We start from the raw sequence: 13,589 nt of genomic DNA on the forward strand, positions 1-13,589 counted from the left end.
CCGCAAGCTACCACTTCAGATGCAGAGAACACACAGAGAGGATTTTTGCATCAGTTCTGGGATATTTGTATTATTTTTAAGTCCTTAATGTATACCGCAAAATGGATCGCGTTCTTTATCAACTTCATTGGGCTGCAACTCTAATTCAGCAAGATAAACACATCCTTCTTCCTTTAAACATTCCTGACTTTTTGATGTCCAGTAAGGCACTTCACCGGCGTGCATCCGCAGAATGCCTTGATCATCGAGAGTTACACGATATTGGCAAGGATAATCTGTTGTCACATCTGGTTTGCTGAGTGCGCCAATTCGGATCCATTTTTTGCTGTTGGTTTGGGCGTCTGTTTGATAAACATAGAAAGTGTGCTGGCCAGTTTGTGGGAAGGGAGGTAAGGGATTACTAATTAACCCAATTCCTGGCTGCGTCACACCATCGCGCAGATAGTGAAATTTTTGGAACAATTTATTACCATCATTTCCTACTTCAAATACAAGATGATAGGCATCTGGTTGATCAACAGTTGCTGACTCAATAACATTGACGGCAATATCACCATCATTTAAATCTTTACTGAAGCGTTGGACAGCAATATTCCAGTTCAATTTTCCATCAGCAAATAGCGGCGAAGTTTCTGAAACTACCGATTCCAAATTAATGCCAGGAATATCAATTAAATAATGGGGATTTCCCTGACAAAGCAATACCCTAAATTCAAGGGTTTGGTCAATTTCAAACTGAATTTTAATTTTTTTCAGAAACTCTGCTTCTTGTATTCCTAGTTTATTCATGAGGTTTTTGCCGTCGAAGCTACCCCATAGTCGTAAATCTCCATCCTCATAGTCTTGACGGTAGATGATGTTAGTTAATTGGATTCCTTGCCATGCAGTACGAACCTTGGCGACAGTTTCCCAAGGTGCAAGTTGATAGAGTTCTTGTCCAGCCTTGAATATGGTGAGCAAATCGTTACTTTGGGTTTTACGTTTGAAGTTGCAGGGCAAATAATAAAATAGGTTTTTGACATCGATTTCTAGTTGGTTGGCTCCCTTACACAGCAAGCTTTTGGACTCTTCTGGATCGAACCTTAATCTTCGCAACTTCTCGGCATAGCAAGCACCAGCGGAGGTAGCTAATTTGGTAAATTCCAGCACAAAAGTAATTCGCTCTGGATTCCACACAAAATATGGAGACTTACTAAATTCTTGGTAAATTTGGCGCTGCACTATGTCTAAATTACAAGTTTTTCCAGACAGAATTAACCAATCAACTTTTTGGGAATTCCAAGAATCTTTGGTGATATCATCGGGACGCAAGCGACTTTCCATTAATCCTTTGGCAATACCGATCGCTTCTTTAATTCCGGAAGTGGCGGCTCGTTCAAATTGTTGGTTATCTAGGGTGATGCAGACGTTATTTGGATCATTGACTTGCAATTTAACGGCGCTTTGGGTAAGCAGTTCAGAAATTTGCTGCTCAGAAAGTGTGAAGGTTAATAGAGAATTATCTGTTAGTGGTTTTTGCCCAAGTTTAAGTTTAGCTGCTTCTGCATGATCCCAGAGAATATAAAAGGATTGTAGACGTTGGGGTGCTTGTTGCCAACGGGTGGGTAATACTTTCTCGGCAGTATCTAGGGCATCTTTGTAAGCAAGATCACCTTCTGGATTCTCTTTATCTAGACATTTTAAAATACTGCCACTTTTAAATTTGCCTTGTTCTAAGAAGCGCTCGTTTAACTCAGAGTTAATTAAATCTTCTAGCTTTTCGCTTTCAATATAACCTGTTGTTACGGCTGTCAATAAAAAGTCTGCGATCGCAACTTTTAATAATCTAAAAATTCGCAGTGTAATTAATTCACCACCTAACTGTAAATGACCGGATGAACCTAATAGTTTGGGAGTGAGTTTATAGTAACGTCCTCCTAAACCTCGGTCTTCATAATTGGCAAAAGTCGGAGTTTTATCTTCTAAAGTCAGTTCAATTAAAGCTAAGTCTGTGGTTCCCCCACCGATATCCAAGACGAGAACATTTTGTGACCATTTGTTTCCTACTTGATGACAACGAGTTTTAAATGACTCAATCCCAATGTTGAGATTACCGCCAAATTCTCGCCACAAAAAGAATATTGCCACAGAAACGGCTTCATCATAAGCAGTTTGGACATCATCGATCCCCAATTGCTCAACTAATTCCTTAACTTCCTTGCGAACAACTGGTGGGGCGACAGTGGGGTAAGTGACAACTGCTGTCAAAAAAGTCCCTTCTGAAAATCTGCGTTGTGCGCGTTGGCGGTAATCTTCAGTTAACTCGATTAAATGCGCCCAAGCAGATTGGATTAGTTGATTAGCAGTAATTATTTCTTCTTCACCATCCAAAATAACTGAAAACGATCGCTCCTGACCAAAGTAGCGTTTGGGTGAATGGTGAAACCTGCTGATAATTTCCTTTAAAGAACTGCTTGTACCTTGGGCGATCGCTTTTTTGCGGTTATCTCTAGCTTCCCTACCCATCTGGAGTTTTAAGTCCATTAACTGCGAAATTTCCGACTCGCTGGGAATTTCTGTATCGCGGCGATCAATATCCAGCACAACTGGGATCAGATTTTGCGACTCTAGGGTAGGAACGCGGAACACCTCATGATAGATTTGGTAAAGTTTTTTGCTGACAGCCCGACGGAACCTCTCGCTGTTTCCTAAAGAAAGTTCAATTTGGCGAATTGCTTCCAAAAATCGCTCTTTATTATCACTTTCAAATACTTCACTCAACTTTCTTGGATCTATCTCCAAGTTTTTGCTAATTTCTGTGATAAACTTTGCCCAATCATCATCGCTGACATCTGGTAAAGCCACTGAGGCGGGAGAACTTAGCCATTGGGATAAGCGATCGCGCAACCGCACTTCTTGTTCTTTTGGTAGAATTTCTGCGATCGGCACTTCAATGGGATCGAAAAGTGTGACTGTAGAGTTCGACGTGCCAAAATCTAAGGCAAACCATCCTGGAAATCTTTTTTGTTGTTTCTCGCTTGGTTGTTGATCAGTATAGTTGTTCAATTGGAAAGGGTTCATTAGAGTATAACTTTCTGTTGTTTGTTTTATAGCTAGCTAAAAACAGTGAGATTGTATCATCAAATGGCAAATTCAGAGAATCTTTGTCGTAAAGACTTTTAATCGTTGGTCTTGTACCACTGATTCTCTTTAACACTGGCTTTTTTATTTGGCGCGATGCCTACGCTTTTATATAAAAGGGCGTAGCCCAATCTAAGCATCGCTATGAAAATTGCGGCAGTTACTAAGTTCATGTTGAAGATTTTTGATCGCTTGCAAGTCTTACTTGTTCGATGGTTAAATCAAGTAACTGAGCAATCTCTTTTATCGAAATACCATAAGCTAAAAATCTATCTATTATCTCCTTCTTCGCTAAGACAGTTATCTATTCTTGTTGCACCCGCTCAATTAAACGTTTCGCTTCTTGCACCATTTGACTCTTTGAAGCAATAGTAAACTGCATTAAACTGATAGCATCACGTCTCACAAATACATCCTCAGATCCGTATGCGATCGCAATCAGTCATTTTCTGAGTTAGCTCATCTCAAATCATCTAAGTGAGAAACAGCGGCGAGTTCTGAAATAATCTCCAACCAAGTAGGAATTTTTATCTCAGATGGCAATTCCCCAGCTGCCAAATATCTCAGCAAAGCTTCTTTTTTTGAAAGGTTTTGCAGACTAGGAATAATTTGATCCAAAATGCCTTCTAGTTCGGAATTAATTTGTTGATTAACTTCGCTAACATACTGCACAAGATGAAGGCTGGCACTAGCAGTGATTTCATCTCGCAGCCGCAGTACTAAAAGTTGGTGATTGCTCGATCTGGGTAAACCTTGGCTTTTCTCTGGTGCCCAGTCAAAGATTTGACCAACATTGTGTTTATCGTCTTGACGCGCTAGAGGAAAAATGATTTCGGGTGCAACGGTTTTGTCTTTGCTAGTGATTTCGGAGATGATTGCTTCTTTCCATTCGTTAGGATCGCATCCTAGTAATAATTTGTAAAAGAGATCAGCATCTTCAAAACCAAATTGCTCTTCGATTTCTTGCTCCATTTTTGGATGGAAAATTGCCTGCAATTGTTCGCGTTCTGGGGCTACATAATTTGACAATTGGTTCAACAAATCTACTACTGCTTGATGAATGCGATCGCGGGCAAAATCTTCTACTTCCTTAACGGTTTTTTCAAATACTGGATAAAAATCATCGCTCTTGGTTGGAAGAGAACTATTTACACGGTTTCCTCGGTCAAATAATTTCCCGGCTGCACCTTTAGATTCTGCCAGAGCGATCGCTCCATTGTTGGCTTTGTTGAAGAGTAAAGTCCACTGGTTCCAATTGAGGATTCTAAAGGTGAGTTCGTCTTTCACTACATCGCTGACGACAACACCGCGTCGGTCTTTGAGTGGTTCTTTCCCTAAATCTTTTTGAAAATTTCTGTAGATTTTATCCAAACTTTCGACTACAAAGCGCAACTCGATAAAAGCGGGACTGTCTCCTGTAGGAATACCTTCCTCGTGAATTTCATCTATGATGTCCTTCAAGTGATCTTGTTGCTGACTCACCACATCAGCAGCTCTTTGAGTATCTTCATACAGTTGCTTCAGACCATGAGTTGCTACGTGGGTTTGAATCAATTCCCGCAGCTTACCAAGTCCCCCATCTTGACTAAAGTAACCTAGCTGTTTGCCTAAATAACTGCGGGGATCAGAGTCTAACAGCCGTTCACTTAAGTGCTGCCATTTGTCTTGTAGCCGTTTAGACCTATCTAAGTAATCAGGATAGTCCAAGTTAGCCAAAAAGTCTGTTGAGCCTGCTTTGACTGTACTAGAACGTTTTGCTAATTCAGCTAGTCCCAAGAGTGGCGATAGTAAAACGATCCGATCTTTTTGGGTAGTAAACGCTTCTGCACCATCAATGGTAGTTTGCAGAACTTTGAGTTTTTGGAAAACGGTTTCCTCTTGTAAAGGGCTATTGGCTGGGCTATCTTCAATCAGTTGGTCAAGTTCTCTTTCGCCACCCTCACTGTCTAAAGGCAGTTGATCGAAGCGACCCACACCTACGAGAATTAAATCTTTCAGGTCTTGTCCCGGTCGCTGCTGCTGCATCATCGTAAAGATTTTATTGGCGCGATCGCTACCGGGAGATTTACCATTTAGCAGTACTAAAATTGTCTGTACTTCTGCCAATTCCCGCAGTGACAAAAAGGTATCCCTAGCCCCCGAATTAGCAGCCCCCAATCCCGGAAAGTCGATGAGAATAAATTTGGCTGCGTCTGCAAAATCCCAAATTTCCCGTGAGATTTTGACATCGATATTTACGCGGCGGATGAGTGGGAAACTGTTTTGCAATAACTTTGTTGGTAGCCTTTGAGGTGGACTCGGTAATCGGATATGCGCTGGAGGTAGATCCTCAAAGTTCAGAGTTTGGATTGCCATTGGCTGTTCGACCAGCTGTAGCCCCTCACGGGCGGTGATAGCATCAATCTGGTAGCGGCCACCACACATAACTTCCCCATAGGCTTGATAAGCCCGCAGGAATAACACTAACTCTCGGAGTAAATAACGTAGCTCTAAATTGTTACTACTATTCCATCCTTCTTCACACCAGCTAATAATATCTTTGCCAGAGTTGAGTTTCGATACTGGTATAGGAGGAAGCCCTGCTGCTGTTGTCCGTTTATTGGCTTCCCCTAGCATGAAGCGTAGACACTCATGTACTCCTTCATGAGAAAGATACTCTACAGTAAAATTACTTACTTGAGTCGTCGCAAACTCCTCTTGCGGGATGATATGTATGGCAGTAACATTACCTGTAGTGGGGTTTTCACTGACTGGCAAAGCATCTGCATATCCAATCAGACTGCCTAAAAGTAAGGTTTTCCCACTACTGAATTCCCCCATCACCCCAATTTTGACAGGTGAAGTTGCAAGGTCTACAGTTTTCTGGGCAGCTGACCGCAGACGCAGGAGACAGTCATCAAGACTAGCTGGAACCCAATCTTCTTGTTTTGAAGGGTGTTGGGGCACAGAATCTATCTTTCGGACGATGAATTCGCCGTACTCCTTAAAACGGCCCAGTTTGTCTGGTTCCATAGAGTAGTTTCCGCCTAACATTAATTTCTGTGAGCTTTATAACATATAAAACGCCATCGCCAGCCATTGTTGCAATGTCTTGATATCACATTTAGCATTCCTCTCATTTAATTTGCGATTTTGGTATAAGGCGTTTTGAACGGTAAAGACAATTTTGAAAAATCGGGTTTCACTGAGAAAAATAAAAAACAATACATTTGTCAGAATGCACGATTTTGAATACAAAAGTGGGTTTTTATACTACATATTTACTGGATCCTGCTTAGGATAGATGTGGGTATTGAACCCTTTTTTAGCGGTTATTGCATAGGTAAGGTACAGAAAAAACAATTAATCACAGATGAACACAGATACAAGGTAGCACACGGCATTGCTGTGTCCCTACCTGTGTACTTCATTTAAATGAGAATCGCTATATACCTCTTATTTTAAGCAAGCTACATCGATTAACCGGACTCTAATTCATGCTGAATTCTTCTTGATAAAAAATCAATATTTATTTGATATGAAATTCTTGATTATTGTGAATTTATTATAAAGACGTAAAAGGATGCTTGGAAAATCAATAAGTATACTCGAAACCTCACTTCCATTTCTCTCTCCTGCTCTTGAGAGGCTTTGAAACCCCTATTTTCACACCAATTCACAAAAACCCTGATACAAATAAATAGATTTCTTGTAGGGGCGTGGCAATGCCATGCCCCTACCAACGTATTTGGATGATGATTAAAGTGAAATGGTATCACACTTCGTGCCGCAACTCTTAGAGACGCTCTTGCGTTCGCCAACGCTAACATAAGGGGGTAGCGGGGTTAGGTTTCGAGGATTTTGATGTTAATAACGATACTTTTCAAACATCCTCTAAGTGCTCCACAGAGAATCATCTAGTTTCCATAAAGCTAAATCAGGTTTTTGAGTAATTCAATTACATAGCTAATATGAATTTATAGGTAATTTTAATAAAAAACAAAGTCAAACAACTTCCCTAACATATAGATAGTTTAATTTTTACCAAAAAGGCTGAAGTTAATCTTAATGACAACTTCAACGTTTTTTCAATTTATTCACAGTAAAAGAGTAATTTTTGCAGATATAAAAAAAAATAAAGTATTAAGATAAATAGCAGGTTGGCATGAAGAAGACTATATCAATCTATATAACAAATCCTATTTTCAGACTATTACATTAATAATTTAGGCAGAGCAGGCAGGCAAAAGTGTTTTCTAAAAAAGTGCAAAGCTACATTAACCAAATCATGGTCGCCCCATCAGAAATACAACAAGATGAAAAAGTATTTTACCAGCAGGTGGGTACTGCTCCTCTGATGATTTGGATGGCTGGATGCAATGCACTTTACTGTTACTTCAATTCAAATTGGCTGGAATTTACTGGAACATATTTAACAACAAGCGCGTCTGCATCGGCGCGAGAAGATGAGATAGGCAATATCTGGGCTTGTAGCGTTCATCCAGAAGATAATCATAAATGTAAAAATATATACTTAACAGCATTTAAAACGCATAATTCCTTTCAGAGGCAATATCGTCTGCGTCGGGCTGATGGTGAATATCGCTGGATTTTAGATACAGCCGCGCCACGATTCGCAGCAGATGGTAGCTTTGTCGGTTACATTGGTTATTGTGTGGATATAACAGAAGTGCGATCTACTATGAGAGAAAGTTGCTCGACATCTACAAATTCCTCTTATTGTCTGCATGAAATTACAGAAGAAAAACAGGCGGCAGAATTAACAAAAGCACTAGAGCAACTACAAGCCGAAACTGCAAAACGCCAAGCAGCTGAAGCACAATTACGCCAAAAAACATCAGAAATTGCAGCGATTTTGCAAGTGCTTCCTGATTTGTACTTTCGTCTTGATGCTGATGGAAGTATTCTGGATTATAAGCAAGGATTGATGGAGAATCCGTATATTCCAACAGGAGATTGTCAGGGCAAGAGTTTGCGAGAATATCTACCAACTGCTGTAGGCGATCGCTTCCAGCAAGCAATAACTCAAGTACTGGAAACTCAATCTTCAGTCACTTTTGAATATACCTTACCGCTACCACAAGAGAATAATAATTTTGAAGCTAGGTTATTACCATTACCAGACGAGCAAATCATAGTTCTTGTCCGCGACACTAAGGACAACATCCAAGCAGCATTAATAGAAAGCAATGCCAAGTTTCGCAGCATGGTCGAAAACGCCCATGACATTATTTTTGCAGTCACCCTTGAAGGGATATTGTCTTACGTTTCTCCTAATTTGACTGATATTTTAGGGTATGAAGTTGCAGAGATTGAAGGTAAATCCTTTATTCCCCTTATACATCCTGACGATGTGTCTATTTGTGCAGATTATTTCCAAAGAATTTTGACAACAGATGAAAAACAAGACGCAATGGAATATCGAGTCAAACACAAAAATGGCAGTTGGCGATGGCATACAAGCAACTCATCTGTTATTAAAGACATTAATGGTAATGTTTTAAACTTCGTTGGTATTTGCTATGACACCACTGAGCGCAAACTAGCAGAGGAAGCTCTAGCAGAGCGAGCGCGTTTAGCAAATTTTCGTGCCGATGTAGACGCGGCGCTTACCCAGAGTGACACCTTACAGAACATGATGCGCCGCTGCACTGACGCTTTAGTTGAACATCTTGATGCAGCATTTGCTCGCATCTGGACGCTGAACAAAAAAGATAACGTATTGGAGTTGCAAGTCAGTTCTGGGATGTATACCCACATCAATGGGCCCCATAAATGTGTGCCAGTTGGTCAATTCAAAATTGGTTTGATTGCCGAAGAGGGCAAACCCCACCTAACTAACTCTGTGCAGACAGATCCTCGCGTGGCTAACAAAGAATGGGCGCGGCAAGAAGGTATGGTTGCCTTCGCTGGCTATCCCCTGATTGTTGAAGATGAAACTGTAGGGGTGATAGCCATGTTTGCCCGCCAAACGGTGACAGAATCAACTTTTAAAGCACTAGAATTTGCTGCCCAAGAAATTGCCATTGGCATCAAGCGCAAACAAGCAGAAGTCGCACTCAGAGAAAGCGCCCAACGGGAAGCCCTACTCAATCGTCTTTCTAACCAGATTCGAGCTTCTCTGGATCTTAATTACATTGTGGAAACCGCAGTGCAGGAGATTCGCAACTTATTCCAGATTGATCGCTGCGCCTTCTTTTGGTATCGCCAAAACGCTGATGTACCCTACTGGGAGAGTGTATATGAGGCGAAAAGTTCCTCTTTACCCTGTCTAATTGACGATCAAGCAACTAATGCAGAAATCGAACTAATCGCAGCTAAAACCTTGAATAGAGAAATCATTCGCATTGATGATGTTAAGACTGTGGGCGATTCCATAGCACAGCTGTTTTTTCAGGATTTCGGTTTCACTGCCTTTATGTCGCTCCCTGTACATACCCAATCTGGCGAAATAGGTGCATTTAGCTGTGGTTCTTATAGTGGCTTTCGACCTTGGCTGGACAATGAAGTAGAATTACTACAAGCAGTTACAGTTCAACTAGCGATCGCCATTGACCAAGCCAAACTTTACACCCAAAGCCGCATCGCTGCCCAAACTGCCCAAGACAAAGCCCAGCAACTAGAAGCGGCGCTGCTAGAACTTCAACAAACCCAAGCGCAACTGATTCAAACTGAAAAAATGTCCAGTTTAGGACAATTGGTTGCAGGTATTGCCCATGAAATCAATAATCCCGTCAATTTTATTTACGGCAATATTAGCCACACCCGTGAATATATCAAGGACTTGTTACACTTGGTAGACCTTTATCAACAGAACGACTACCCACCAACACAAGAAATTAAACAACAAATCTACGCCATTGATTTAGACTTTCTCAGGCAAGATTTGCCCAAAATCCTGGATTCTATGAACATGGGAGCCGAACGCATTCGGCAGATTGTCTTATCTTTACGCAATTTTTCTCGCCTTGATGAAGACAGCACAAAACCAGTAGATATTCACGAAGGTATTGATAGCACGTTACTGCTGTTGCAAAATCGCCTGAAGCCCAAACTAGGACATTCCGAAATCCAAGTAATCCGAGACTACGGCAACCTACCACCGATAGTGTGTCACGCTGGACAGATGAATCAGGTGTTTATGAATTTGTTGACAAATGCGATCGATGCTTTAGAAGAGGGATTGGGGAGTAGGGAATGGAGACTAGGGGCACAGGGGAGGCAGGGGGAGAATGCTCAATGCCCAATGCCCACAATTCGCATTCGCACCCTCATCCAAGAAGACCGTCTAATCATTGGCATTGCTGACAATGGCCCAGGCATGACTCAGGAAGTACGCAAACGCCTATTTGACCCGTTCTTCACTACGAAATCCGTCGGTAAAGGTACGGGGATGGGGTTATCAATTGGCTACCAAATTATTGTTAAAAAACACGGCGGACAAATCCAGTGTATTTCAGCACCAGGAGAAGGTGCCGAGTTTGTCATTGCGATTCCACTACAGGAGCAACCCTCAACGTAGATATTACGCAAGCTTAACCTAAGCTTAATCATAAATTAACCTAGTGGTTGTTAACTAAGATTAATTCACTTTTTGCTGCAACATTTGAATCCCCCCCAATAACCTAAAATTTACAGGAATTGGGGGGATTATTTATCCTAGTATAGGGAATTAAGAGTAGAAATATTGCAGTTCAATTGATTCAAAAACGTTGTAATGGTAGTGGTATATTTGCGACGCCGAATAGCCCAACCCAGGCGATGTCTAAGACGGGCTGTGACGCTCGTTCCGACGCTCGTTCCGACGCTCGTTCCTCGCTAACGCTACCGCTTCGCTAACGCTGCGCTAACGCTACGCTATCGGCGTCGCACCTTTGAAAAAATCCCTGAGTATAAATAAAATAGAAGGCTGGGATGATACAACCCCAAAGTCAAAATAGTATCACCTACACACGCGTTATCCACCTAAGTCATGTAATTGACATAGATATTCCTCAATGGTCTGGAGATCCCACAGTAGAATTTGAAACTGTGGCTGAACTAAATAATGATGGCTATTATCTGCGACGTTTCTCCTTGGGTGAACATAGCGCTACCCATATCAACGCCCCTAACAGTTTTCATAGTTCTACCGTGGGAATTGACCAATACCCCGCCCAGTCCCTGGTTGTACCTGCGGTGGTCATAGATATTCGCCAAGCCACAGCGGTTAATCCTGATTATGCCCTGACTATTGCTGATGTTGTGGCTTGGGAAGAACAATACGGTGAAATTTTTGCTGGCTGCGTAGTTATACTGAATACTGGATGGCAAGACAAGTGGTTGGATAAAAGTGCATTCCTAAATCATGATGCTCAAGGAATTGCCCACTTTCCAGGGTTTGGCAGCGAAGCAACTCAATTATTACTGAATGAACGGCAAATCGCTGGGGTAGGAATTGATACTCATGGCGTAGATCCTGGACAGGATAACAGTTTTGCGATTAACCGCTTAGTTTTAGAACAACCGCGGATTGTGTTGGAGAATCTCACCAATTTGGATCAGTTACCACCGAAAGGTACTACTCTAGCGATCGGGATTCTTCGGTTGCGTGGTGGTTCTGGTTCTCCTGTGGGTGTCTTGGCGTTAGTGCCTTAATTTTTATATCGATATTTCTATCTCACACCAATTTTTCAGACTAGCGGATAACCTAGAAAGCAAGCAAACTTAATACACAAGTTCCAGTGGATCATCAGCCGGAGATTTTCAAGATGACAACTCCGCTATCTTGCCGCAATTACATAGACGGTCAATGGTTGAGTGCTATAGGGGAAGCAACTTTAGAAAGTCGCAACCCTGCTGACAAAACCGAAGTCGTTGCCACATTCCCCCGTTCCCAAGTTAATGATGTAGATACAGCGGTAGCCGCCGCCCGGAAAGCCTACCACAGTTGGCGCACAGTCCCGGCCCCAGCTAGGGCAGAATACATCTTTCGCGTCGGGGAAATATTACTCCAGCATAAAGAAGAACTTGCCCAGTTAATCAGTCGGGAAATGGGTAAACCCTTGACAGAAGCCAGGGGAGATGTGCAAGAAGGTATTGACTGTGCCTTTTACAGTGCTGGCGAAGGGCGGCGACTTTTCGGGCAAACCACACCATCGGAAATGTCCAATAAATTCGCCATGACTGTGCGAATGCCCATAGGAGTTTGTGCCTTAATTACTCCCTGGAATTTCCCAGTGGCAATTCCTTGCTGGAAAGCTATGCCAGCCTTGGTATGTGGCAATACAGTCATCCTAAAACCTGCCGAGGATACCTCCGCCTGTGCAACTAAATTGATTGAAATTTTCCAACAAGCAGGTTTACCACCAGGAGTGATTAACTTGGTGCATGGTGTAGGAGAAGAGGCGGGGAAAGCTTTAGTTGAGCATCCCAATGTAGATTTAGTATCGTTTACTGGTTCTTCAGAAACGGGTGCCTTTGTCGGCGCTACTTGCGGACGCACTCACAAGCGTGTCTGTCTGGAAATGGGTGGTAAAAATGCCCAAGTGGTGATGGAAGATGCAGATTTGGAACTTGCCTTAGATGGTGCAGTGTGGGGTGCTTTTGGGACAACTGGTCAACGGTGTACGGCTACTAGTCGCCTAATTTTACATCGTGATATTAAAGAAAAATTTACCGCTATGCTTCATGAGCGTACCAGTAAGTTACGCTTGGGTGCTGGCACTGACCCCAATATAGAGATTGGGCCAATTGTCAATGAAAAGCAACTCCAACAGGTGAGCAAGTATTTGGATATTGCCCGTGAGGAAGGAGCAAAGGTTTTAATTGGTGGAGAAATTGCCAGTGAAGGCTCATTGAAAAACGGTTATTTCTTTCAACCAACTATTTTGGATGATGTAACTCCTGAGATGCGAGTTGCCCGTGAAGAGATATTTGGCCCAGTGGTGGTATTAATTGAGGTTAGCTCCTTTGAGGAAGCGATCGCAATTCTCAACGATAGCAATTATGGTCTTTCTTCTTCAGTTTACACCCGCGATATCAACCGGGCTTTTACTGCCATGCGCGACATCGAGGCAGGTATTACCTATATTAACGGCCCCACGATTGGTGCAGAGGTACACTTGCCCTTTGGTGGTGTGAAACAAACCGGTAACGGACACCGAGAAGCTGGAACTACTGCAATGGATGTTTTCACAGAATGGAAAAGTGTTTATGTTGACTTTTCTGGAAGTTTGCAACGCGCTCAGATAGATAACCGCAGTTAATTTCGCAATAAGCGCGATTTTCATCTGAGTAGACTATGAAAAAAGACCTAACCCCCCAGCCCCTTCCCTACAAGGGAAGGGGAGTAAGCCTTTTAGAAGAGAGAATCTAAATAACACGCATTGGAATGCGAAATTTGTAGTATCCTCTTGACATTATGTAGAAAATATACTACATTTGTAGTATCCAAAATAAAAGCCTCCTTAAAGACAAAACTAAAACCT

Annotated in this window: 5 protein-coding genes; 3 read left to right on the forward strand and 2 right to left on the reverse strand. The window is 42.1% G+C overall.

Annotation, left to right across the window (positions count from 1 at the left end; genetic code table 11):
• Positions 1-84: 84 nt before the first annotated feature.
• Together Q0541_RS26805 and Q0541_RS26810 are read right to left on the reverse strand one after the other, a co-directional pair.
• Entirely contained in the window at positions 85-3,060 is a 2,976-nt protein-coding gene (locus Q0541_RS26805; protein WP_298918239.1) for a molecular chaperone, read from the reverse strand.
• A 519-nt stretch (positions 3,061-3,579) separates the two neighbouring features.
• On the reverse strand, positions 3,580-6,132 hold the full coding sequence (locus Q0541_RS26810; protein ID WP_298918241.1) for a proteasome protein: 2,553 nt from the start codon (positions 6,130-6,132) through the stop codon (positions 3,580-3,582).
• 1,216 nt (positions 6,133-7,348) lie between these two features.
• Here Q0541_RS26810 and Q0541_RS26815 point away from each other — a divergent pair.
• From Q0541_RS26815 to Q0541_RS26825, 3 genes are all read left to right on the forward strand, one after another.
• Positions 7,349-10,642 carry a PAS domain S-box protein gene (locus tag Q0541_RS26815; protein ID WP_298918244.1) on the forward strand — a complete coding sequence of 1,098 codons (3,294 nt, stop codon included), beginning with the start codon at positions 7,349-7,351 and terminating at the stop codon, positions 10,640-10,642.
• 392 nt (positions 10,643-11,034) lie between these two features.
• Positions 11,035-11,757 carry a cyclase family protein gene (locus Q0541_RS26820; protein WP_298918247.1) on the forward strand — a complete coding sequence of 241 codons (723 nt, stop codon included), beginning with the start codon at positions 11,035-11,037 and terminating at the stop codon, positions 11,755-11,757.
• A 113-nt stretch (positions 11,758-11,870) separates the two neighbouring features.
• Positions 11,871-13,367, forward strand: coding sequence for an aldehyde dehydrogenase family protein (locus Q0541_RS26825; RefSeq protein WP_298918249.1), 1,497 nt, complete (start codon positions 11,871-11,873; stop codon positions 13,365-13,367).
• Positions 13,368-13,589 lie beyond the last annotated feature (222 nt).

The sequence above is a fragment of the uncultured Nostoc sp. genome, from assembly GCF_937863485.1.
Lineage (GTDB): Bacteria > Cyanobacteriota > Cyanobacteriia > Cyanobacteriales > Nostocaceae > Nostoc.